Source organism: Sphingobium sp. B11D3A (assembly GCF_025961695.1).
Classification (GTDB): Bacteria; Pseudomonadota; Alphaproteobacteria; order Sphingomonadales; family Sphingomonadaceae; genus Sphingobium.
Map to the genome: position 1 here is coordinate 1,101,419 of NZ_JAOQOE010000001.1, position 23,563 is coordinate 1,124,981.

Sequence of the window (23,563 nt, forward strand, 5' to 3'; positions counted from 1 at the left end):
GGACGCGATCGGGCCTTATCAAGTAAGCAAACACACATGCAGACACCAGCCCCTGCTCCGTCGAGCGACGATCCTTCCAAAGACCCGATCCCGCTTCCTGTCCGCCAGACCTCGTGGTGGGTGTGGATCACCCCGGCGCTGTCCATTGCCATTCTTGCGGTTGTCATCTGGCAGTTCCGCTCGTTCCGCCTTGACGATCTGTTGCAGACCATCCCGGCCAATCCTTTGTTCTGGGTCGCCTTTTTCGGCTATTATTTCACGGGCCTGGCCTTTGATTTCATCATCTTCCGCTGGCTTTGGCATATTCCGGGCGAAGGCCTCGTCGCCCTTGCGCGCAAGAACGTCACCAACGAGCTGATCGTCGATTATCTCGGCGAGGCCTATTTCTACAGTTGGGCACGCAAGAAGATCAAAATGGAGGGTTCGCCCTTCGGCGCCGTCAAGGACGTCGCGATCCTCTCCGCCGTGGTGTCCAACATCTTCACGCTCGCGATGATGGCCTTGGTCTATCCTTATGCGAAGAGCCTGAACCTCGGCATCACCAGTTCCGCCCTGGCCGCATCGGTCGGCGTCATCATGGTCGTCTCCCTGCTGGTTTTCGTGTTCAGCAAGCGCATCTTCAGCCTCACGCGCACGCAACTCTGGGCCATTTCCGGCCTGCATTTCGCGCGACTGCTGGTCGGCAACGTCCTGCTCGCGGTGGTGTGGAGCCTGGCCCTGCCGGACGTGGCGCTGGGGTGGTGGCTGGTGCTGGCCACGGTGCGAATGCTGCTCTCGCGCCTGCCACTGATCAGCAACAAGGATATCATCTTCGCAGCGGTCGCCGTGTTCGCGGTCGGGCAAGACAGCGAGATCCACATTCTCATCGCGCTCATCACCACCCTCATCCTGCTGACCCATCTCGTCATCGGTGCGGTGCTGGCCATTGGTGATCTCGCCACGATCAGGGTTGGCAGAAAAGAAAAGCGGGCCTGATGGCAGGATCGCGCGACAAGGTGGACGCCATGTGCGCCCGCGCCGGGTGACATCCATGCGCATTGTGGATGTCGCCGCCTTCTACACGCCCTATGGAGGCGGCGTAAAAACCTACATCGACCGCAAGCTTCTCGCCGGACCTGCGGCGGGGCATGAGGTGGTGGTGATCGCACCAGGGCCGGGGTTCCGCGTTGAGGATCATGGCCCCAATGCGCGGATCATCTACCTGGAGAACCCTCAATTTCCATTGGACCGGCGTTACCATTATTTCCGCGACGTCGACACGTTGCACGATACGCTGAGCCAACTCGAACCCGACGTCGTCGAATGCTCCTCGCCCTGGCGCAGCGCCCGCTTTGTAGGTGAGTGGCCAGGCAAAGCACCGCGGGCGCTGGTGATGCATGCCGATCCCATGTCGGCTTATGCCTATCGCTGGTTCGATCCTTTCCTGCCCCGTCCGGCCATTGACCGCGCTTTCGGCATGTTCTGGCGCCACCTTAAGCGAATGGACCAGCTGTTCGACGGCTCGATCACGACTGGCGAGGACCAGACCAATCGCCTGCTGGCGGGTGGGATGAAACGGGTCGTGACCAATCCCATGGGCGTCCAGCCAGGCATTTTCTCTCCGGACTTTCGAGATGAAGAGTTGCGCGCGCGCCTCCTTGCGCGCTGCGACCTGCCGCCCGAAGCAACGCTGCTGCTGGGGGCTGGGCGGCACGGCCCGGAGAAGCGCTGGCCTATGGTGATCCAGGCCGTGACCATGGCGGGGAACAAGGCGCCGGTCGGCCTCGTGATTGCCGGCGATGGGCGCGATCGCGCGCGTGTGGCCCGCGCCGCCGCGCAAATCCCGCACGTCCATCTGCTCTCACCAATCTCGGACAGGCAGGCAGTCGCGCGTCTTTTCGCCAGCTGCGATGCTCTGATCCATGGCTGCGAGGCGGAGGTGTTCTGCACCGTCGGCGGTGAGGCGCGTGCGGCCGGCCTGCCCCTCATCATGCCGGATCGTGGCGGCGCTGCGGATCACGCCCGCTTGTGCGAAGGGTGGCTGTACAAATCAGCCGATCCCACAGCCGCAGCCAAGGCGATCCTGGACTTCATTGCCACGCCCAAGGAAGAGGTGCGCGCCAAAGCCCTCCATTATGCGCAACATGTGCGCACCATCGACGAGCATTTCGCCGATCTGTTCGCTTATTATCAGCAGCTCGTCGACAATCCCGTCGTGCGACGGACGGGCACGCTGGCAGCCTGAATCGCGAGGGCGGCTAGGCCAGCCCTCCCCTTTCCGCTACTTCTTCAGCGGGCCAAAGCAGACCAGACTGCGACGATATTGCATGGTGACGTTGATCGTGGTCGGGCCATTGCCGACGGTCGCCCGCGCATCGCGGCCCTTGGGCTGGCCCCAGCACAGCTTGGGATCACCCGGAAAAGCGACGCCATCCACCGACAGGCCGAGCTTTCGGTTGGAATCGCGGTCATGCAGCAGGCTCAGCGTGTAGGTGCCCGCGCTCGGCGCGCGGATGCACAGCACGACCGGGCCGCTGGCCGGCACCTTCATCTCGGCGCGACGGAAGGGCTTGCCCGCCATGAGCAGGACATTGTCGTCGGCGAGGAAATCCTCGTCGCTATTGGGATAAAGCTCAACGCGAACCAGACCCTGACGGTCCTTCAACCCGTTGATGTTGATCATATAGGCCGGGCCGCTTTCATTCGCGCGGCAGCGCCCTTCGGCCATCCCCAGCGTGGGGCTGGACGGGATATATTGCGGCGATCCTGCGGCCGCCGCCGCGGCAAGCAACACACTCAGTGTCATCAGCACTCATTCTCCTGCACCGGGCAGACCCCGCACCGCATGGCACGCGATCCGCACTGGCTCAAACTACCAAAGGCCCGGCTCAAAGCCGGTACCGACAAGGGCGCAGAGGCCCGTTGCGACAAGCTGAAAGCCTATCTGCATGACATCATCCGGCTCGGCAATGCCTGACTGGCACGGACAGTTACAGCGTCAGCGCGTCCGTGAACCGTTACAATGCCGCGCCGACCTGAAAGATCCATGGCATGGCGCGCCTGAACACAGGATGGATCGGCCCTTGTTCGCCCCTTGGGGAGCGGCTACCGGATGCTGCGCTTGATGGTCAGATATGCGACCAGGTGACTCTCGCGATGACGCAGTTCGCGCTCATAGGGCATCAGCGAGCGCCGATCCGGATCGTAGAAGTCGCGCACGCGCCGCTTGCCGCCATCCAGCAGGTTCTCGCTGCCGAGCGTCACCGTCCAACGGGAATTCGGGCGATATTCGACAAAGGCGGCGACATTGGGCGCGATCCCCCGGTTGAAGTCCACCTCGTCGATCCGATAGCTGTCCGACCCGCTATTGCCGGTCATGCTCGTGCCCCAGGCGAAGCGGCCCAGATCCTGCCGGAAGCGCGCCTCGTAGTAGAAGGGCGCATAGCCGGAAAAGGGGCGGTAGCGCAGGGTGTACGGATCCCGCACGGAGGTATCGATGTAGGAGCCATAAAGCGTGAGCCGCCCGCCTTTGACGCCCAGCCGGGAGAGCGGCAGATCGATATTGGCCGCCGCGCTGAACTGGGTGCCGTCCCCCAGATTACCCGGCGCATCGAAGCCCTCCGGCGTCGGCACGCGGTCCTGAACCTTGGCGATGAAATCATAGCCCAGATCGAGCGTGATGCGCCCGTCTCCGGGCAAGGCGCGATCGACGCTCAGCTTGAACCCCCAGGCCCGCTGCGGGAGGAGATCGGGATTGCCACTGTTTACCCGGTCCGCAGAAAGCTCCGCGGCGCTGACGAAATCCTCGAAATCGAGCTGGGCCACGGTCCGTTCGGCGCTGATCTGGCTGTGCCAGGCGCCGTGCCGCCAATCCAGGGCGACCTTGGGCTTAACGAAATCGAGAGTCCGACGGGCGCTGACATCGCCCCTTACGCTGAGGCGCGAGCGTTCATAGGCAAGGCCCAAATCGATCCGCAGCCGGGATGACAGTGGCCGGCCCGCATTGGCAAAGACCTCGCCGCGATCTTCCGTCACCACGGCATGGCTGACGGGCAGATCATAGACCGTGACCGCCCCATCGGGATCGACGGAAAACAGATCCACTTGCCCATCCAGCCGGGTGCGGACGCCCTCCACGCCTGTCTCGACCGTCCAGCCGGAGAATGCCGTGCCATTCCAGCTCAGGCGGGCCAGCGTCTCGTCCCGCCAGTCACGCTGGTTCTGAAAGAGGCCGCCCAGATCGTCTCCTGCCAGGCTGGCCTCGGTCGCCTGATCGCGCAGGCTGCGATATCGCCGGGAGGCCAGACCGAGCAGCTTGATGCCGCCAGAGCCGAGCGGGCGCGTGATATCCCCGCTGACTTCCATGGTGCGGGTAAACCAACGCTGCACAAGGGCGTCGTTGCGCGCGGATCCATCAGCGGATTGCACGAAGCTGCTTTGCGTCAGGTCATCGTAATTGAGGTTGAGACTGGCGCTGAGATTGACCGTGCGATGCTCCCCCTCGTTCAGCGTCCACCGCACAGAGCCGGAGGGCTGGGGATTGCGGAAGCGGCTGAACTTCTCGCGATATTCCTGCTCGGCCTCGCCGGGCAGCGCGACCAGCTGGTCGAACCCCTCCTCAGATGTCGCAGCATTTTTAACGGCGAGTGCGACGTTGAAAGTCGAAGCGCCCCGATTCCACAGCGCGGAGATGCTGCCTTCCGGAAGGATCGCGCCGCGATATTCCCGGCGCAAGGTCGTCTCAACCGTCGCGGCGAGCCCGCCCTCCTGCGACAGCACGACATTGGCGACCAGCGCGCGCCCCGCATAATCCGTCCCGAACCGATCGCCTGAGGCGAGTTCGATGCGGACGACGCGGGCAGCAGGAATGCGCGAGAGCAGCGTGCCGAGCGTCTCGCTCTTGGCATTGGGCCGTCGGCCATTGATCACGACATTGCCTGCCGCCTGCCGAAAACCGCGAATCTCGGCATCGCCCTCGTCCAGCGTGAAGCCGGGCACCAGGGAGATCATCTCCAGCGCATTGCTGGGTGCGGAGGGGCTAAAAAAAGCGGCCTCGTAAACGGAGCCGCGCGATTGGTCTGCAGGCTGCCCCTGTGCCAGCGCTGGCAAGGCTCCGCCGGCCAGACACGCATATCCAAAGATGAGCCACTTGCGGCGTGACAAACCAGATCCCCCAAGGCGATACCCACACCGGCTCTCGGGAAGCCGACCGGCCTGCTCGCTCCCACAGGCCAAGTCCCTCATTATGGTTAACAATTCCTCATGTCATGGCCCGAAGATGCACCTTGCCAAGAAAGCATGAGGGATGTGGCAATCAGATCATAGCCTGCTAAGGAATTTGCGCGTTAAGCGGCAAGGCCCAGTTCTTTATCGGTCGCGGGGCGCCCCCATTTGTCTCGGGGAGGCATGGGGCGGTTACGCCAGTCGAAATCCGGGGAGAAGCTGGAGACGGCCCGCCCTTCGGGAATGCGGCCGTTGCCGCCGCCCTGGCTGTAATCATAGTAGAGCTTGATCAGCTCTTCATGGCTGCGGTGCTGGGCGGCCGGATGCGCGACGCAGGCTGCGCGCCAGCGCAACACCCGGTCGAACTGGGCGGGCACCGCATAATCTTCGTAATATTCGAGGAACCACAGCCGCTTGAACATCGGCGTGAAGGCGACCTCCGCCCAGCCGAAGCGATCCTCGAACAGAAAGTCCGCGCCCGTGGCGTAGCGGCGCAGAAAGGCATCCACCTTGCCGAACTCCGCGTCCACAGCCGCGCGCATTTCCCCACGCTTGTCCGCATCGCGGTTGAGGATCATACGGTAACCCGCGCCCGAGAACGGGCCGGACAGCTCCGCCAGCATTCCCTCGACGGCGTGGTGGAACGGGTCGGGATGCGCGATGGCAGGCTGCGGATATCGCTGCTCAAGATAGCGCAGGATGACCATGCTCTCCTTGAGGCTCTCGCCATTCTCTACGTCGAGCAGCGGCAGCGCCGTGGTGCCGCCGCTCTTTGCCAGCAGCCAGTCCGGGCGCGGCTTGGAGATGTCGATCTCGACATCCTTCAGCGCCACGCCCTTGAGCGCCATCATGATCTCGATGCGCTCCGAGAAGGGGCAGCCGGGAATGTGGTAGATAGTGAGATCCTGCGTCATTGCCCGGTCCGTCTCTTATCGTTGGTGTATGACCGCCGCCCAGTTCAGGCGGCGGGCTGCGGCTTGGCCTTGAGCAGATCCTCGCTCTTGGCCTTCTCGAACATCGCCTTGATCGCCGGACGCTCGTTGATGCGCGCCAGCCAGGCGCACAGGCCGGGCGTCTTCTGCTCGTTCACATAGTCGCCGAAGAAGCCACCGGGACGCTGCAGGCCATTGGCAATGGCGAAGTTGCAGATGTCTGCGAGGCTAAAGCCGCTGTCGACCAGATAGTCCTGCTTGGAGAGCGTCTCCTCCAGCCGCTGGACCGACACGCCGACCTTGCGGAACTCCTCGTCCAGCATTTCCTGCGGGAAACCGTTGCGGGCGCGGCGCCACTTCACCTGCTGCTCGGGGATCGTCACCTTATTGGTGACATGATCCTCGAACTCCTCGTCGGTCATCTTCTGGGCGATCGCCTTGATGCCGAATGCCCACCCGATGGTGGAGACGCACCAGCAGAAATACTCGTCCACCCATTTGGTCCACACGCGCATTTCCGCGCGCTTAAACGGATCGGCGGGGCGCAGCGATGTGCCGGCATCCGGAAACACGTCTTCAAGATATTCGCAGATCACGGTGGATTCGGTGACGACCTGGCCATCATGCCAGAGCGCCGGCACCTGGCCGCGCGGGTTGATCTTCTTGAACCAGTCCGAATGCTGCTCGAATTTGGCGGGGTCGACGAACACGGGCTCGAATTCAAGGCCCTTCTCATAGAGCGTCGCGAGCGGCTTGAGCGAATTGGCGCCGGGGCCAAAGCTGTACAATTTGAGGGTCATGTCTCTCTCCGATAGTTCTTAGCGCGACCATGGCTCCGCATGGCGCCCCAGCGCAATTCGATCGCGCAATGCGATTATTCGCCCTTCTTGCCGTCGGCGAAGACGCGCGTGCGGTCGCGACCCCAGTTGATCAACGCCTCGGTGCGCAGACGCGCGCCCTCCGGGTCGCTCTCGATCGGCGCGACGGACTCGATGATCGCCTGGAAATGCTTCTCCAGCCCCTCGCGCACTTCTGGATAGGGAATGATGTAGAGCGCGTTTTCCTGAATGCCCCTCATGATCGCCTCGCCCAGCTTCTCGGGATCGAGCCCATGCTGGTGGATCGAGTGCAGGGAGGCGATGGAATCGTCATTCTCGACATAGCCGCTCGACCCAAACTTCTCAGGACGCAGGCGGCTCGCCTCGGCGATGTTGGAGCGGATATTGGCCGGCGTGCAGACCGAGACGCCAATATCATATTGCGCCAGACCCTGCCGGTAGCCTTCCATCAGGTTGATGCTGGCCGCCTTCGCCGCCGAATATGGGCCGGCCAGCGCGCTGCCCATGAACCCGCCGAGCGAGGACACTGTCACGATATGCCCCGGCACACCCGCCGCGATCATGCGCGGGACGAAGGTGACCATGCCATTGATGACGCCGCCGAGGTTGACCCCGACAATCCAGTCAAAGTCATCATAGGTTGTCTTCTCGATCGGCCCGAAGCTGTTGACGCCAGCGGTGTTGGACAGGATCGTCGGCGCGCGACCGAAAACGGATTCGACCTCGTCCGCAGCCTTCGCATAGGCGTCGCGGTCCATGATATCGAGCTTGATACCGTGGGCGCGGATGCCCTCTGCCCGCAGCTTCTCAAGGGCGGCGTCGATTCCTTCCGCGCGCACATCGGCAATGACAATCTCAGCGCCGGCCCGTCCGAACACGGTCGCCTGGCCGAAGCCGGCACCCGAGGCACCACCGGTGATGAAAGCCAGCTGGCCCTTTAAATCCTTCATGCAATCCACTCCTCGCTCCGGTCATCCGACGGGAGACTGACCTGTTATGCCCATCAGGGTGTTCCGTGCTGGTGCGCCAGGCCGCTGGCCCTTCGCTTTGCGCGGAATGATTCCCCATTCCCCGCCCGGTTTTCACTCAATGCCGGACAATGTCAACAATGAGTCGGCGGTGCGCGCGGTCGACGAGGAGCGTGAAGCGGCGACCGTTCGGCAAGTCCGCTTCGTAGCGGACAAAGCCGGTCTCGGCCGATTCCCAGTCGGAAACGCTCATATCCGCCCCGTCCGCTCGGAACCAGCGGCCGGGCTCAGGAAAAGTCGCGAACGCATCGAGATCCGCCGCGCGCGCGGCGGAGAGCGCACAGGCAAAGGCCTCCAGTGAGGTATCGCGATCATGCCAGGCAAGCCAGGAGAGTGGATTATCCTGCGCATAAGCGTTGTTGTTGCCCTGCTGGTTGCGGCCAAATTCATCGCCGGCCGTCAGCATGATCGTGCCGGACGAGGCAAAGAGCGTCGCGAGCAAGGCCCGCAGATCGTCCCCGCGCGCCGCGATCACGTCCGGGTCGTCGCTCGGTCCCTCGACACCGTGGTTCCAGCTGAAATTCTCGCCATGTCCGTCGCGATTATGCTCACCATTGGCGAGATTGTGACGATGGACATAGGCCACGGTATCGGCGAGCGTGAAGCCGTCATGAGACGCCAAAAAATTGACGCTCCGGCTCGGCTTGCCGAAGATGTCCGCCGATCCGGCGAGACGCGTGACGAAAGCGCCGATCCCGCCATCGCCGCGCCAGAAGCGGCGCACATCGTCGCGATAGCGGTCGTTCCACTCCAGCCAACTCTCAGGAAAGCGGCCAAGCTGATAACCGTCCGCGCCGATATCCCATGGCTCTGCGATCAGGATACGATCCGCCAACCAGGGATCGCGCGCGATCTCATCGAAGATCGGCGCCTGCGGATCGAACGCCGGGCCGCGCGCCAGCACCGGCGCGAGATCGAAGCGGAAGCCGTCCACGCCCGCCTCGCGCACGAAGCGCCGCAGCGTCTCCAGCGTGAGCGCCCGCACGGCGGGCTCGGTAAAATCAAGCGTGTTGCCGGTGCCGGCGACGTTAATAAGGTCGCCATCAGCCTCTAGCGCATAATAGCTCCGCTCGCCCAGCCCGCGCATGGACAGGGTCGGCCCGATCCGGTCGCTCTCACCGGTGTGGTTGAACACAAGGTCGAGAATGACGCCGATGCCGGCCTGGTGCAGGCACGCCATCGTTTCGCGCAATTCCGCCATCCCACCGGGACAAAGCCGGGGATCAAGGGCCATGGGCGCGATCGGGTTGTAACCCCAGGCATTGGCCAAACCACGCGCGACCAGATGCCGCTCATCGATCCAGGCGACGATCGGCATCAGTTCGACCGCGCCGACATGCAGCTTCTGGAGATGCGCGATGACCGCCGGGTGGGCAAGCGCCGCCACCGTGCCACGCAGCGCCGGCGGCACGTCCGGGTGCAGCATGGTGAAGCCGCGCACGTTCAACTCGTAGATCAGGCCGCCCTGGCGGAAGTGCGGCGGCGCCGGCGGGAGATCAGCCAGCGGTGCGGTGACGACACTGCGCGGCACCAGCGGCGCCGTCTCTACGCCGCGCTCAGCAAGCTGGGGATCAAAGACAAAAGGCCGATCGATCGCGCTCGCCCAGGGATCGACCAGCAGCTTGGCGGGATCGAAGCACAGCCCCTGCTCCGGCGCCCATGGGCCGTCGGCGCGAAAGCCATAACGCTGGCCGGCGGCAACCCCGGCAATCTGCGCCTGCCAGACATCGCCCTGTTGGGCCATGGCATGGCGATGCTCGCGCTCGTCATCGCCGAACAGGCACAGGGTGACAGCGGTGGCGTCGGGCGCCCAGACGGAGAATGTCGCGCCCTCGCGGGTGAGGTGAACGCCGTACATTCAGGCCCTGGACGCCTGCAATGCAAAGGCGCGCCGCCTCATGTCACGACATCCGGGGCATTGCGGCCCGTGTGGCGCGCGATACCGGCAATCGCCTCCGCCGCTGCGATCAGCTCCGCCAGCATCGCAGGCGTCTCTTCATCCAGCTTGCCGCCAACCGGCTCGTAACGCTCCAGATAGACGCGCAGCGTCGCGCCTTCCGTGCCCGTGCCGGAGAGACGGAACACCACGCGCGAACCGCCCTCGAACAGCACGCGCAGGCCCTGATTGGCACTGACCGAGCCATCCACCGGATCTGCGTAGGAGAAGCTGTCCGCCGCTGCGACGGTGAGCGCGCCGAAGCGCGCACCGGGCAGCGCGGGGAGCGCCGCTATCAGCGCCTCGATGAGCGCATTGGCCTTCTCCGTCTCGATGCCCTCATAATCGTGCCGCGCATAATAATTGCGGCCAAAGCGCGCCCAATGATCGTGGGCCAGAGCATCGACGCTGATCTTGCGCTCGGCAAGGATGTTGAGCCAGAGCAGCACGGCCCACACCCCGTCCTTCTCGCGAACATGGTCGCTGCCCGTGCCGGCGCTTTCCTCGCCGCAGATCGTCGCCATGCCGGCATCCAACAGATTGCCGAAGAATTTCCAGCCGGTCGGCGTCTCGAAGCTCGGGATGCCGAGCGCTTCCGCCACGCGATCCGCCGCTGCGCTGGTCGGCATGGAGCGGGCAATGCCCTTGAGGCCGCCGCGATAGCCCTTGGCGAGATGGGCGTTAGCCGCCAGCATCGCCAGCGAATCCGACGGCGTGACGAAGCGCCCCTTTCCGATAATCAGGTTGCGGTCACCATCGCCATCCGACGCCGCGCCGAAATCGGGGGCGTCCGCGCTCATCATCAGATCGTACAGCACCTTGGCGTGGACGAGATTGGGGTCTGGGTGATGATGGCCAAAGTCCTCCAGCGGTGTCCCATTGCGGACGGTGCCGGGCGCAAAGCCCAGGCGTCGCTCGAAAATCTCGGTCGCATAAGGGCCGGTGACCGCGCTCATCGCATCGAAGGCGAGCGTGAAACCGCCCGCGGCCATGGCGCGAATGGCGGCGAAGTCGAACAGCTCCTCCATGAGATCGGCATAATCGGCCACAGGATCGACCACCTCGACCGCCATGCCGCCGACCGTGACGGTGCCCAACGCATCGAGATCGATGTCGCCGGCTTCCACCATCTGCCACTGGGTGATGGTCTGCGTACGCGTGTAGATTGCCTCGGTCACTTTCACCGGCGCCGGCCCGCCATTGGAGACATTATACTTGATCCCGAAATCCTCGTCCGGCCCCCCGGGATTGTGGCTGGCAGAGAGGATGAGGCCGCCCAGCGCGCCATATTTGCGAATGAGGTGGCTGGCGGCAGGCGTCGAGAGGATGCCGCCCTGCCCCACCATCACCTTCGCAAAGCCATTGGCGGCGGCCATGCGGATCGCCTGCTGGATGACCGTCCGGTTATGATAGCGCCCATCGCCACCAATCACGAGCAGGGCGCCATCCTTGCCGTCAATCGCATCGAAGACCGACTGGACGAAATTCTCGGCGTAATTGGCCTGCTGGAACACCCGCACCTTCTTGCGCAGGCCGGATGTGCCGGGCTTCTGGCCTTCGAACGGCGTAGTGGGAACGCGCGTGATCGTCATCTCTGCTCCTTGATTTGCCGATAGAGCGCAGCATAGGCAGCGCCGCTCCGTCCCCAGCTATTGTCCGTCTTCATGCCCGCCTGCTGGATCGGCCGCCAGGGCGCTCCCGCCCCATAAAGGCGGATCGTGCGGCTGATCGCCGCTGCAAGGCCCTGATAATCGACCGGCGAGAACAGCACGCCGGTGGCTGCCCCCGCGTTCATCGCGGCCTCATTGGCGTCGATCACCGTATCGCCCAGCCCGCCGGTGCGCGCGACGACCGGCACGCAGCCATAAGCCAGACCGTAAAGCTGCGTGAGACCGCAGGGCTCGAACCGGGAGGGAATGAGAATGGCATCGCCCCCGCCCTGCATCAGATGAGCGAGCGGCTCGTCATAGCCGATGCGAATGCCGACGCGACTGGGGTGGCGGCCGGCGGCGGCATGAAGTCCGGCCTCGATTGCAGCATCACCGCTGCCGAGCACCGCGAGCCTGCCACCGAGGCCAACGAGGTGATCGATCACCTCCAGCAGCACGTCCATGCCCTTCTGCCAGGTGAGCCGCGTGATGACGACGAACAGCGGCCCATCGCCGCTCTCCAGCCCGAAGGCGGCCTCGATCGCCCGCTTGTTGGCCACGCGACCGGAGAGGTCGTCCGCCGTGAATGGCGCGGCCAGCGCTGCATCCTTGGCCGGATTCCACTCGGCGGCATCGATGCCGTTGACGATGCCATGCATGCGGTCCTGCCGGCCGACGACCAGCCCCTCCAACCCCATGCCGAATTCCGGCCGGCGGATTTCCTCGGCATAGCCGGGGCTCACGGTGGTGATCGCATCGGCGAGGACCAGCCCCGCCTTCAGCATCCCCACGCCTCCATGATATTCCACGCCCTCGATCGACCATGCGACAGGCGGCAGGGCCAGCCGGGCAAAGAAAGCTGCGTCGAACCAACCCTGGAATGCCATGTTGTGGATGGTCATCACGCTGGCGGGTCTTGTTGCCTGATCTCCGGAATAGACCAGATAGGCCGGCGCGAGCCCGGCCTGCCAATCATGCGCGTGGAGCACATCGAACGGCTTGAGCCCTGTGCGCCCGGCGGCGAGATCGGCTGCGGCCTTGGCGAAGGCGGCGAAACGCAGGCCGTTGTCCAGCCAGTCCCGCCCCATGGCATCGGCATAAGGTCCGCCGTCGCGCTCGAAAAAGCCGGGCGCATCGAGCACCAGCAGCGGGCGCCCCTCATGCTTGGCAGCGAGAATGCGCGCCGGCGTGCCGAGCAGCGAGTCATAGCGGAAGACGGTGCGCTTGCGCGGCAGGGCCTTCAAGACGGAGGGGTAGCCCGGCAGAAAGCGCGTCATCGCCACGCCATGCGGCGCCACCGCCGCCGGCAAGGCCCCGGCCACATCGGCAAGGCCACCGGTCTTGATGAGCGGCCAGCATTCGGACGCGGCGGAGAGGACGGAAAGCTCTGTCATGTTCGTAACAACCCGATGGACGGCGACACGCCTTAAGGCAAAGGATGAAAAATCCGGTTCGACACGCGCAAGTGCTGCGCGCGCCGCAAGACGCTAGTCCAGCCGGTCGATCATCGCCTTGGTGATCAGACAGATGCCGCTTTCCGTGCGGCGAAACCGCTGCCCGTCCAGGCCCGGATCTTCGCCGACGACCAGACCTTCCGGAATGCGCACGCCGCTGTCGATGATGCACCGCTTGAGCCGCGCACCGCGACCGATGTTGCAATAAGGCAGGATCACCGCCTCCTTCACGCTGGCGAAGCTGCCCATCTTCACCCCGGTGAAGAGCAGGCTGCGATGCGCCTCGGCGCCCGAGACGATGCAATCCTGCGAGATGAGCGAACTCACCGCCATGCCCCGGCGGCCTTCCTCATCATGCACGAACTTGGCGGGCGCAGCGATGATCTGGTCGGTCCAGATCGGCCAGTCCCGATCGTACATGTTGAGCTTGGGCACGACGTCGGTCAGGTCGATATTGGCTTCCCAATAGGCATCCAGCGTGCCGACATCGCGCCAATATTCTTCGATCTGCTCGGCGGCGCGGATCGCGCTCGATGAAAACAGATGAGCGACAGCTTTGCCGTGCTTGACGATATAGGGGATGATGTCCCCGCCGAAATCGCGCTTGCTCTCCGGATCGTCGGCATCGCGGCGGAGTTGCTCGAAGAGAAATTCGGTTGTGAAGACATAGATGCCCATCGAGGCGAGCGCGACATCGGGCTTGCCGGGCATGGCCGGCGGGTCCGCCGGCTTCTCAAGGAAGCTGGTGATCTGGCCCTTGTCATCGACATGCATGACCCCAAAGGCCGTCGCCTGCATGCGCGGCACTTCAAGGCAGCCGACGGTCACATCGGCATTTTCCTGCACATGCTGCTGCAGCATGAGCTCATAATCCATCTTGTAGATGTGATCGCCCGCCAGGATGACGATATATTTGGGCGCGTGGCTGGCGATGATGTCGATGTTCTGGAACACCGCGTCCGCTGTGCCCTCATACCAGTGAAACTCGTCGATGCGCTGCGAGGCGGGCAGGATGTCGAAGCTCTCGTTGCGCTCGGGGCGCAGGAAATTCCAGGCGCGCTGCATGTGGCGGATGAGCGAGTGGGCCTTGTACTGCGTCGCCACCCCGATGCGCCGGATGCCGCTGTTGATCGCATTGGAGAGCGCGAAATCGATGATGCGGGACATGCCGCCGAAATAGACCGCAGGCTTCGCGCGATTGTCGGTCAGTTCCATCAGGCGGCTGCCGCGCCCGCCGGCCAAGACATAAGCCATCGCATCGCGTGCCAGAGGTTGTTTGCGGCCTTCTCTTTGTGTCACCTGTTCCCACTCCTTCCTCTGGCGCGCCATTATGACGGCAGACGCCTCAATCCTCTCCGTGCAGCATGATCGTGGCGAGGGGCGGCAAGGTCATCCTCGCCACGCCTTTCTCGGCCTGCACCGCACCCAAATTACCGACACCGCTGCCCCCATAGATCGCGGCATCGGTGTTCATCACCTCCTGCCAGACGCCATCATGCGGCAGCGGCACGCGATAATCATAATGCACCACCGGCGTCATGTTCGCGATCACCGCGACAGGCGCCTCGCCGGGTGCCTTGCGGACCCAGGCGAACACCGAATTCTCGCGATCGTCCACGATCAGCCATTCAAAGCCCTCGCCCTCGCAATCGCGCTGATAAAGCGCGGGAAGAGAGCGATACAAGCCATTGAGATCACGAATGAGCGTCCGGATGCCGGCATGGGCAGGCGCGTCCAGCAGCTCCCAGTCAAGCGCCCGCGCTTCGCTCCACTCGCGACGCTGGGCGAACTCCTGCCCCATGAACAGCAGCTTCTTGCCGGGATAGCCCCACATGAAGGCATAATAAGCGCGCAGATTGGCGAATTTCTGCCAATCATCGCCAGCCATCTTGTTGAGCAGCGAGCCCTTGCCGTGGACCACCTCGTCATGGCTGAGCGGCAGCACGAAATTCTCGGTATAGGCGTAGGTCAGCCCGAAGGTGATTTCTTCGTGATGGTACCGCCGGTGGATCGGATCACGCGCCATGTAACTGAGCGTATCGTTCATGAAGCCCATGTTCCACTTGAACCCGAAACCCAGGCCATTGTCATGCACGGGATGCGTGACGCCCGGCCATGTGGTGGATTCCTCGGCAATGGTCATGATGCCGGGATGGGCGCCGTAGATCGCCTTGTTCATGGTCTGGAGGAAGGCCGCGGCCTCCCAGTTCTCGCGCCCGCCCTCCGCGTTGGGCACCCATGCACCCGGCTCGCGGCTATAGTCGCGGTGGAGCATGGAGGCGACGGCATCGACCCTTAATCCGTCGACATGATAGCGCTCGGCCCAGAACAGCGCATTGTTGACGAGGAAGCTCGCCACCTCGCGCCGGCCGAAATTGTAGATCGCGGTGTTCCAGTCCGGATGGAAGCCCTGGCGCGGGTCTTCATGCTCATAGAGCGCCGTGCCGTCGAAGCGGGCCAGCCCGTGCGCATCCGTCGGGAAATGCGCGGGCACCCAATCGAGCAGCACGCCAAGGCCGGCGCGGTGGGCGCCATCGACAAAGCGGGCAAAGCCGGCCGGATCACCGAAGCGGGCCGAAGGCGCATAAAGACCGGTGGTCTGGTAGCCCCAGCTCGGGTCATAGGGATGCTCGGAGACCGGCAGGAACTCGATGTGCGTGAAGCCCATGTCCGCCACATAGGGGATCAGTTCCTCGGCCATCCGGTCCCATGACAGGAACCAGCCGTCCTCGTCCCGCCGCCAAGACCCGGGGTGAACCTCGTAGATGCTCACCGGTACGCGGCGCGGATCGACCGAGGCCCAATGCGCGCGGTGGGCGGCATCCCCCCAGTCCGGCTTGGCAGGAGAGAAGGTCATCGACGCGGTTTTCGGCCGAAGTTCGGAGGCGAAGGCGAACGGATCGGCCTTGAGCGGCTGGACCGTGCCGTCCGGCCCGACGATCAAATATTTATACGCCTCCCACACCCCCAGGCCGGGCATGAAGATTTCCCACACGCCATTGTCGCTGCGGCGGCGCATCACATGGCGTTGGCCGTTCCAATCATTAAAGTCGCCGACCAGCGCCACGCGCTGTGCATTGGGCGCCCAGACGGCAAAGTGAACGCCACTGGCGCCTTCATGTTCAATGAGATGCGCGCCAAGCTTGTCGAACAATCGGAAGTGTGTGCCTTCCCCGATCAGCAGATCGTCAAGCGGGCCCAAAACCGGCCCAAAGCTGTACGGGTCCGTGATTGTCCATTCTGCCCCCTGCCCCTTCACACGATAGCGCAAGGGCCGACGCGGTCCCGACACGGCGCCTTCGAACAGACCGCGCGCATCGACGCGCTCCAGCGTGCCCAGCCGCGTGCCCGCCAGATTATAGGCGTCCACCTGCTCGGCACCCGGCACGACAGCGCGCACGAACATGCCAGTCGGCCCTTCGTGCGGCCCGAGCAACGAAAAGGGGTCGGCATGGGTGCCAGCCAGCAAGGCTTCAAGGGCCGCTTTGGGCGGCTTCACATAACTCCCCAGATGTCTTTGGCATATTCCGCGATGGTGCGGTCTGAGGAGAACCAACCAACGTTCGCAATGTTCCGCAGTGCTGCACTTTGCCAACCCGCGGGGTTTGACCAGCGCGCATCGACAGCGCGCTGGGCCTGGCTGTAGCTCTCGAAATCGGCTGCGACCATGAACCAGTCATGGTCATACAGGCCGCCGATCAGCTCGACATAACGGTTGGGGTCGTCCGGCGAGAAAACGCCCGAGGCAATCGCTGACACCGCCTGCTGCAACTCGCGCGACTCCTCGATGATCTGGCGCGGATTATAGCCATTGGCCCGCTGGTGCGCGACTTCATCCGCCGTCAGACCGAAAATGACGATATTGTCATCGCCCACCCGGTCCTTGATCTCGATATTGGCGCCATCGAGCGTGCCGATGGTCAGCGCGCCGTTGAGCGCGAACTTCATGTTGCCGGTGCCGGATGCCTCCATGCCGGCGGTGGAAATCTGCTCGGAGAGGTCGGCCGCCGGGATGATCTTCTCGGCGAGGCTCACATTGTAGTTCGGCACGAAGACGACCTTGAGCAACCCGCCCACCGAGGGGTCGCTGTTGATCCGCCGGGCGATGTCATTGGCCAGTTTGATGATGAGCTTGGCATTATGGTAGCTCGGCGCCGCCTTGCCGCCGAAAATCTTGACGCGCGGCACCCAGTCGATCTCCGGATGGCTGCGGATCTGGTCGTAGAGCGCCACCGTCTCGATGAGATTGAGGAGCTGGCGCTTATATTCGTGGATGCGCTTGATCTGCACGTCGAACAGCGCGGAGGGATCGAGGCGGATACCCATATGCTCGCGCAGATGCTGCGTCAGCGCCTCCTTGTTGGCGCGCTTGATGGCGCCCAGCCGCTCGCCGAGAGCCGCATCATCAGCGAACCGGTTCAGCTCGTGGAGCTTCTCGGCATCGTCCATGAACCCATCGCCGATCGTCTCGCGAATGAGCGCGGTGAGGCCGGGGTTGCACTCCAGCAGCCAGCGCCGCGGCGTCACGCCATTGGTCTTGTTATTGATCCGGTCCGGGTAGAGCCGGTGAAGATCGGCAAAAACGGTCTGCTTCATCAGCTCGGTATGCAGTGCCGCGACGCCATTGACGCTGTGCGCGCCAGCAAAGGCGAGATTGGCCATGCGCACGCGACGCTCGCCATTTTCGTCGATCACGGAAATGGCGGAGATAGCTGCATTGTCGAGCTGCTTACTGGCCCGCGCCTCACGCAGCACCAGCGCATTGATGGCGTAGACGATCTGCATATGCCGGGGCAGCATCCGCTCGAACAGCGGCAGCGGCCAGCTCTCCAGCGCCTCGGGCAGCAGAGTGTGGTTGGTATAGCCGAAGGTGGCGCGCGTGATGGTCCACGCATCCGCCAGTTCCAGCCCGTGATCGTCCATCAACAGGCGCATCAGTTCCGCGACGGACACCGCCGGATGGGTATCGTTGAGCTGGATGGCGACCTTGTCCGGCAAGGTGCGGATATCGCCATGATATTGCATATGCCGCCGCACGATGTCCTGAATGGAGGCCGACGAGAAGAAATATTCCTGGCGCAGCCGCAGTTCCTGCCCCGCCTGGGTCGAATCGGCGGGATAGAGCACGCGCACCAGGCTTTCGGCGCGCACCTGTTCGGCCAGCGCGCCGGCATGATCGCCAGCATTGAAGGCATCGAGCCGCAGCGGATCGACCGGGAAGGCATTCCACAAGCGCAGCGTGTTCACGCGACGTCCGCGCCAGCCAACCACGGGGGTGTCGACCGCCATGGCGATGACCTTCTCGGCCGGATGCCATTCGACGCGCCCATCGACATCGCCGACCACTTCGCCGCCAAAACCGACGCGATAGGCGCTCTCCCGCCGCTCGAACTCCCAGGGATTGCCATGGGCCAGCCAGTTTTCCGGTAGCTCGACCTGCCAGCCATCATCGATGCGCTGGCGGAACATGCCGTTCACATAGCGGATGCCATAGCCATAAGCGGGGATGTCGAGCGTCGCGAGGCTCTCCATGAAGCAGGCAGCGAGACGGCCGAGGCCGCCATTGCCCAGCGCAGCATCCGGTTCGATCTCCACGATCTCGTCCAGGTCCACGCCATGTTCGGCCAGCGCGGCGCGAACTTCCTCCACCACGCCCAGATTGCTCAACGCATCGCGCAGTAACCGTCCGATCAGGAATTCCAGGCTGAGATAATAGACTCTCTTCGCACCTGCAGCATGAGCCGCCTTGGACGATTCCATCCACCGCTCGATGATCTCGTCGCGCAGGGTATAGATCGTCGCGGCAAGCCAGTCGTGTGGCAGCGCAGCTTGGCTATCCTTGCCAATCCGGTGGACCAGCGCGTCAACAATCCGCATCTGAAGCGCCTTGTCCGACCTGCTGTCTCTACTCGCCATTACCCCTGCCCCTTTTCGATTCATGCCGCGTCGCGGAATCACCCATCGATAACACAGACGCACGCATGCGCCAGCCTTGCTTTCAATGCTTTTCCCCAACCCTCCGGATCAGTGAAGAGCCCAAATTTCGATTGAATCTTAGTAGTTGCCGTCTGCATTTATTTGAATAGCATTCATTTGAAGCTGACCTTTCGAGTCGGCGACGCAGACGGGGAGGATATGGCTGCGCGGCACAGGTCCGCGCAGGCAGATGGCGTTCGCTCATTCGATGTTCCTGCGCACGATGACGCGTATCCACGCCGCTCACTCTTCCTCGAGAGACGACCACGCTGCGCGAATGGCTCGCGCGACGCAGGGGAGGAAGACTGATGAACCCACGAACTGACAGATGGACGGCGCGTGCCCTGATGAGTTGCACGGCGCTCGCCTTTGCCTTCAACGCGCCAAGCCCGGCAAAGGCCCAGTCCACCGAGGCGGACGCGCAGGAGACGCAGGCGATCGTCATCACCGGATCGCGGATCGTGCGCCGCGATTATACCTCAGCGACGCCGCTGACCACCGTGACCAGCGACACCTTGCAGTCTTCCTCGGATCTCAGCATCGATCAGGGCCTGAAGGAAATGCCGCAGTTCACAGGCGGCGTCGGCGCAACCGGTCGCGGCGGCGCCGGCCTGACCGGTCTGGCCGGATCTGACGTGCAGGCCACACCGACCAACAGCCCCGGTATCGCGACGCTCGACCTGCGCGGCATCGGCGCCAATCGAACGCTGGTCCTCCTGGATGGACGGCGCACCCAGCCGGCCAATGCGACACTGGTGGTCGACATCAACACCATTCCGAAGGCAGCGCTCGACAGCGTCGAGGTCATCACCGGCGGCGCGGGCGCAACCTATGGCGCGGATGCCGTTGCCGGCGTCGTCAATTTCAAGCTCAAGCGCGACTATTCCGGCGTCACGATCGATACCAGCATGGGAATCAGCGAACGTGGCGATGGCCGGCAGTTCGAGATATCCGCGCTTGTTGGTGGCAACTTCGCCGATGGACGCGGCAACGCCATGCTGGGCGTGACCTATCAGGACCGCGACATCATCTATCAGGCGGATCGCCCCTTCTATCAGGCCGGTTATACCGATCCCGCCAGCAGCGGCGGCGCGGTCTTCTTCGGCAGCAGCTTCGGCGTTACGCCGCGCACCAATACGACCGGCGTACCGGGCGTGGTGGCCGGCTTCGACTTTGGCACACCAGCCGGCAACCCGTCCCAGGCGGCCGTCAATCAGGTGTTCGCGCGCTACGGCTTCGCGCCGGGCGAAGTCACGATTGCCGGGCCGGGCCTGTCGACCAGCTTCTTCTTCAACAAGACCGCCAATCCGCTCGATGCCACGATCTTCTCGGGCGTCGTCGGCCGCGTGACTGGTGCGCCCGCACCCAATTACAACGGCACCGACCCCAATGTGAAAATCCTGGAGAACGGCAATGCCTCCTTCGTCAGCAAGGAAGGCTATCTCCAGTTGCCGCTGCGGCGAATCTCCTTCTTCGGCAGCGCGCATTACGACATCACGGATGACATTACGGCCTATGTTCAGGCCAAGTTCGACCAGAACAACGTCCAGACCCAATCCACCTATGCCACGGCGTTTAGTCAACTGAACGCGGGTATCACTTTCGACGCCGCGACATGTGGCGCGGCGGTGGGGCATCCTGTGCCGCAGGACCTCTGCGACATCCTGCGCAGCCGCTCCCGCCCAAATGCGCCATGGTCGCTCAATCAATCGATGACGTTCATGGGCCCCTCGCGCACCGAAACGAACACCTATAATTATGAGGTGATTGGCGGCTTCCGCGGCAATGTCGGCATTCGCGACTGGACGTTCGATGTCTTCGGCGGTCACGGCAAGAGTTCGCAAGTTACGCGCTATGAGAATTTCATCGATCTGGATGCCTACCAGACGCTCATCGGCCTACCCAATTACGGCGCCGGAACAACCTTTCTGCACCCCAGCCTCGGCATGTCCGCAAGCTGCACGAGCGGCCTCAACCCGTTCACCACCGCCCCGGTCTCGCAGGACTGCCAAGACCTGATCCAAGCGAACATCAAGGCTGAGACGGTCGTCGGGCAGACGCAGGCTGAAGTGAACTTCCAGGGCGGACTGTTCGACCTGCCGGCCGGAGAAGTGCGCTTTGCGGCCGGCGCGTCCTATCGCGAAAACAACTTCTTCTATGAGCCCAGCGGCCCGCTCAACGCGCAGACGATCAACAGCGGCGTCATCAGCCTGCCCGGCGTCTCGCGAACGGAAGGCAAGATCTTCGTCAAGGATTTCTACGGCGAGGTCCTGATCCCGCTTCTGTCCGATCTGCCCTTCATTCAGGCACTGAACCTTAATGCGGGCTATCGTCACTCGAGCTACAACACGGCAGGCTCGGTCGGCACATGGAAAGTCACTGGCGACTGGGACGTGAATGACTGGCTGAAGTTCCGCGGCGGCTATCAGGTGGCCAACCGCGCACCGAACATCGCGGAAATCTTCCAGCCGGGCATCTACACCGTGGTCAACTGGCCCGGCGGCGATCCGTGCGCGACCCACGCCAACAATTCCGCCTATCCCGGTTATGGCAATCGCGCCGACAACCCGGATCGCGCACAGGTTCTGGCACTCTGCTCCGCGATCTCAGGCGGCTTTCCGATCGGTCCGGATTTCGTCGGCAATCAGCCGCAGCTGTTCCCGCTCGGGCGGGATGTCACATTGGGCAACCCAGATCTCAAATCCGAGGAAGCCCGCACCTTCACGGCCGGCATGGTCATCCGCTCGCCATGGCGGGATTCCCCATGGCTCAGCCGGCTGACCCTCTCGGTCGACTATTATAATATCAAGATCGCAGGCGCCGTCTCGACCCTGTCGACCGATTATGTCTACCGCCAGTGCTTCAACTTCGATGGGACGAGCAATCCCACTTACGATCCCGGCAACGAGTTCTGCACCCGGATCATCCGTGAGCCGCAAAGTGGCTTCTGGTCGGCGACCCGCGCCTTCTTCGAGAATCTGGGTAAAATCCACACCGCAGGCATCGATGCCAATCTCAACTGGACCGTCCCGGCGCCTGGGCTGTTCGGGGATGAGGGATCGTTCACCACCAATATCGCGTTCAACTATCTCGCCAAGTTCGACGTTCAGAGCTTGCCGGGCGGGCCGACGGCCGATTACCGCGATACCATCGGCAGCAACCAGTATAGTGCGCAGTTCAAATGGAAGCTGTCGACCAATGTCGCCTATAATTTCGGGCCGGGGGCGATCAGCCTGACATGGCGTCATCTGCCCAAGGTTCGCTACTTCACCTACGCGACCAGCACGACCGCGACCGAACTCCCAATCCCCGCCTATGACATCTTCGATCTCTCAGGGCGGATCGCAGCGACATCCACTGTGGAGTTGCGGTTCGGCGTGGACAATCTGTTCGACAAGCAGCCCCCGCGCCTCGGCGTGCGGGCGGGCACGCTCGCGCAGGGAGGCTCTTCGCAGTCCGGTGTCACGGACCCGAGTACCTACGATGTGCTTGGCCGGCGCTTCTTCCTCGGCGCGCGGTTGCGCTTTTGACAAGGGTGTGGCGGGCGCATTGGGCGTCCGCCACTTGCCTCCCAACGCGCCCCTGAACGGTTGCAGACAAGACAGGTCGCGCGGGCGGTTGCACATTGCTCACGCGCAAACTAATTTTGCCGATCGCAGCGGTTTTTGCGATCTTTTGGGCGATCGCGCCCTGCTGACAAGGTAACGAAGGAACAGCATCGCATGAAAAGCGCTCCCAAGACGGCAGGCAGCGAAGCTGAAATCTTCGGCAAGGTCCTGCCACCGAAATCCGGCTATCCCTCCCCGGACATGGCGCTGACCATCACCATCGTGATGCTGGCCCGCCGCTGGCGCGCGCTGGTCGATGAGAAGCTGCGGGATATCGGCCAAAGCGCATCGCGCATGGAGGCGATGTCCTCCATCGCCTATGCACCGCCCGGCACGACCCAGATCCAGATCGCCAAGCGCGTCGGGATCGAAGGCCCTACCCTCACTCGCACGCTGGACCTGCTGGAAGCCGAGGGACTGGTGGAGCGGCTGCCCGATCCCAGCGACCGGCGCAACAAGCTGATGCGCCTGACGGCAGAGGGCTATCAGACGCTGGCCCATATGCTCGAAATCGCCGCCAGCCTGCGCGCGCATTTGCTTGAGGACGTCTCCGAGGAGAAGGTGCGGGAAGGCTATGACTTCTTCTCGATGTTGCTCCAACGCATCGAATCCGGGCTCGATCTGCCCGCCGACCAGATCGGGAAGCTGCCGGGATTCGCAAATAACGGACTGCCACCGGCCACCCGCTGACGATTTATGGGCTCGGATGGTCCGCGCCGGATAAGCGGGCCTACGGACAATGCAATCGATCGATTGCGCTGATTCAGGCTTCCGTCCCGGGGGACGCGGTTTCAACTGCTCATCATGGGAGATGGTGGAAGGGGCTGGATTCGAACCAGCGTACGCTCACGCGGGCAGATTTACAGTCTGCTGCCTTTAACCACTCGGCCACCCTTCCAGAGGCGCCTGACCCGGACGGCAGGGCCGTCAAACGGATTG

General features: G+C 63.4%; 16 protein-coding genes and 1 tRNA gene. 5 read left to right on the plus strand and 12 right to left on the minus strand.

Annotation, left to right across the window (positions count from 1 at the left end; translation table 11 throughout):
* Positions 1-36: 36 nt before the first annotated feature.
* Together M2332_RS05225 and M2332_RS05230 are read left to right on the plus strand one after the other, a co-directional pair.
* On the plus strand, positions 37-975 hold the full coding sequence (locus M2332_RS05225) for a hypothetical protein (RefSeq protein WP_264573235.1): 939 nt from the start codon (positions 37-39) through the stop codon (positions 973-975).
* A gap of 55 nt (positions 976-1,030) precedes the next feature.
* Positions 1,031-2,224: a glycosyltransferase gene (locus tag M2332_RS05230; RefSeq protein WP_264570836.1), complete on the plus strand. Its 1,194-nt coding sequence runs from the start codon at positions 1,031-1,033 to the stop codon at positions 2,222-2,224.
* Between the two features lie 36 nt (positions 2,225-2,260).
* On the opposite strand, the gene M2332_RS05235 is transcribed toward M2332_RS05230, so the two are convergent.
* Positions 2,261-2,785 (minus strand): DUF2141 domain-containing protein, encoded by a 525-nt coding sequence (locus M2332_RS05235; protein ID WP_181560162.1) that lies wholly within the window; start codon positions 2,783-2,785, stop codon positions 2,261-2,263.
* 39 nt (positions 2,786-2,824) lie between these two features.
* On the opposite strand from M2332_RS05235, the gene M2332_RS05240 reads away from it, so the two are divergent.
* Positions 2,825-2,956 carry a hypothetical protein gene (locus tag M2332_RS05240; protein ID WP_264573236.1) on the plus strand — a complete coding sequence of 44 codons (132 nt, stop codon included), beginning with the start codon at positions 2,825-2,827 and terminating at the stop codon, positions 2,954-2,956.
* A 128-nt stretch (positions 2,957-3,084) separates the two neighbouring features.
* On the opposite strand, the gene M2332_RS05245 is transcribed toward M2332_RS05240, so the two are convergent.
* The 10 genes from M2332_RS05245 to M2332_RS05290 form a co-directional block, all read right to left on the minus strand.
* Complete coding sequence (locus M2332_RS05245) at positions 3,085-4,989, minus strand: TonB-dependent receptor (protein ID WP_264573237.1); 1,905 nt, start codon at positions 4,987-4,989, stop codon at positions 3,085-3,087.
* A 335-nt stretch (positions 4,990-5,324) separates the two neighbouring features.
* Positions 5,325-6,116, minus strand: a complete 792-nt coding sequence (locus M2332_RS05250; RefSeq protein WP_264573238.1) for a glutathione S-transferase family protein — start codon at positions 6,114-6,116, stop codon at positions 5,325-5,327.
* Between the two features lie 44 nt (positions 6,117-6,160).
* A complete protein-coding gene (locus tag M2332_RS05255) occupies positions 6,161-6,934 on the minus strand; it encodes a glutathione S-transferase family protein (protein ID WP_264573239.1) in 774 nt (257 codons plus the stop codon).
* Between the two features lie 74 nt (positions 6,935-7,008).
* Positions 7,009-7,923 carry an SDR family NAD(P)-dependent oxidoreductase gene (locus M2332_RS05260; RefSeq protein WP_264573240.1) on the minus strand — a complete coding sequence of 305 codons (915 nt, stop codon included), beginning with the start codon at positions 7,921-7,923 and terminating at the stop codon, positions 7,009-7,011.
* A gap of 136 nt (positions 7,924-8,059) precedes the next feature.
* Positions 8,060-9,859, minus strand: a complete 1,800-nt coding sequence (gene glgX, locus M2332_RS05265; protein WP_264573241.1) for a glycogen debranching protein GlgX — start codon at positions 9,857-9,859, stop codon at positions 8,060-8,062.
* A 38-nt stretch (positions 9,860-9,897) separates the two neighbouring features.
* Positions 9,898-11,529 carry an alpha-D-glucose phosphate-specific phosphoglucomutase gene (locus M2332_RS05270; protein ID WP_264573242.1) on the minus strand — a complete coding sequence of 544 codons (1,632 nt, stop codon included), beginning with the start codon at positions 11,527-11,529 and terminating at the stop codon, positions 9,898-9,900.
* Positions 11,526-12,980 carry a glycogen synthase GlgA gene (gene glgA / locus M2332_RS05275; RefSeq protein WP_264573243.1) on the minus strand — a complete coding sequence of 485 codons (1,455 nt, stop codon included), beginning with the start codon at positions 12,978-12,980 and terminating at the stop codon, positions 11,526-11,528. The genes M2332_RS05270 and glgA overlap by 4 nt, the downstream gene beginning before the upstream one ends.
* A gap of 93 nt (positions 12,981-13,073) precedes the next feature.
* Positions 13,074-14,339 carry a glucose-1-phosphate adenylyltransferase gene (gene glgC / locus M2332_RS05280; protein ID WP_264570843.1) on the minus strand — a complete coding sequence of 422 codons (1,266 nt, stop codon included), beginning with the start codon at positions 14,337-14,339 and terminating at the stop codon, positions 13,074-13,076.
* Positions 14,340-14,385: 46 nt separating this feature from the next.
* Positions 14,386-16,539, minus strand: coding sequence for a 1,4-alpha-glucan branching protein GlgB (gene glgB / locus M2332_RS05285; protein ID WP_264573244.1), 2,154 nt, complete (start codon positions 16,537-16,539; stop codon positions 14,386-14,388).
* Complete coding sequence (locus tag M2332_RS05290) at positions 16,536-18,956, minus strand: glycogen/starch/alpha-glucan phosphorylase (protein WP_264570845.1); 2,421 nt, start codon at positions 18,954-18,956, stop codon at positions 16,536-16,538. The genes glgB and M2332_RS05290 overlap by 4 nt, the downstream gene beginning before the upstream one ends.
* Before the next feature lie 368 nt (positions 18,957-19,324).
* Here M2332_RS05290 and M2332_RS05295 point away from each other — a divergent pair, with 368 nt between their 5' ends.
* Positions 19,325-22,546, plus strand: coding sequence for a TonB-dependent receptor domain-containing protein (locus M2332_RS05295; RefSeq protein WP_264573245.1), 3,222 nt, complete (start codon positions 19,325-19,327; stop codon positions 22,544-22,546).
* Between the two features lie 192 nt (positions 22,547-22,738).
* The gene (locus M2332_RS05300) at positions 22,739-23,314 is read left to right on the plus strand and encodes a MarR family winged helix-turn-helix transcriptional regulator (protein WP_264573246.1); all 576 of its coding nucleotides are present in this window, start codon (positions 22,739-22,741) and stop codon (positions 23,312-23,314) included.
* 122 nt (positions 23,315-23,436) lie between these two features.
* Here the strand turns inward: M2332_RS05300 and M2332_RS05305 are convergent.
* A tRNA-Tyr gene (locus M2332_RS05305) sits at positions 23,437-23,522 on the minus strand.
* Between the last annotated feature and the right edge of the window lie 41 nt (positions 23,523-23,563).

Excerpts from the sequence above, each read along its gene's own strand:
- M2332_RS05260 (WP_264573240.1), bottom strand. The coding sequence starts at position 7,923 with ATGAAGGATTTAAAGGGCCAGCTGGCTTTCATCACCGGTGGTGCCTCG.
- M2332_RS05230 (WP_264570836.1), top strand. The coding sequence starts at position 1,031 with ATGCGCATTGTGGATGTCGCCGCCTTCTACACGCCCTATGGAGGCGGC.
- M2332_RS05240 (WP_264573236.1), top strand. The coding sequence starts at position 2,825 with ATGGCACGCGATCCGCACTGGCTCAAACTACCAAAGGCCCGGCTCAAA.
- M2332_RS05270 (WP_264573242.1), bottom strand. The coding sequence starts at position 11,529 with ATGACGATCACGCGCGTTCCCACTACGCCGTTCGAAGGCCAGAAGCCC.
- M2332_RS05255 (WP_264573239.1), bottom strand. The coding sequence starts at position 6,934 with ATGACCCTCAAATTGTACAGCTTTGGCCCCGGCGCCAATTCGCTCAAG.
- glgX (WP_264573241.1), bottom strand. The coding sequence starts at position 9,859 with ATGTACGGCGTTCACCTCACCCGCGAGGGCGCGACATTCTCCGTCTGG.
- glgA (WP_264573243.1), bottom strand. The coding sequence starts at position 12,980 with ATGACAGAGCTTTCCGTCCTCTCCGCCGCGTCCGAATGCTGGCCGCTC.
- M2332_RS05235 (WP_181560162.1), bottom strand. The coding sequence starts at position 2,785 with ATGACACTGAGTGTGTTGCTTGCCGCGGCGGCGGCCGCAGGATCGCCG.
- M2332_RS05300 (WP_264573246.1), top strand. The coding sequence starts at position 22,739 with ATGAAAAGCGCTCCCAAGACGGCAGGCAGCGAAGCTGAAATCTTCGGC.
- M2332_RS05295 (WP_264573245.1), top strand. The coding sequence starts at position 19,325 with ATGAACCCACGAACTGACAGATGGACGGCGCGTGCCCTGATGAGTTGC.
- M2332_RS05290 (WP_264570845.1), bottom strand. The coding sequence starts at position 18,956 with ATGGCGAGTAGAGACAGCAGGTCGGACAAGGCGCTTCAGATGCGGATT.
- M2332_RS05245 (WP_264573237.1), bottom strand. The coding sequence starts at position 4,989 with ATGATCTCCCTGGTGCCCGGCTTCACGCTGGACGAGGGCGATGCCGAG.
- M2332_RS05225 (WP_264573235.1), top strand. The coding sequence starts at position 37 with ATGCAGACACCAGCCCCTGCTCCGTCGAGCGACGATCCTTCCAAAGAC.
- M2332_RS05250 (WP_264573238.1), bottom strand. The coding sequence starts at position 6,116 with ATGACGCAGGATCTCACTATCTACCACATTCCCGGCTGCCCCTTCTCG.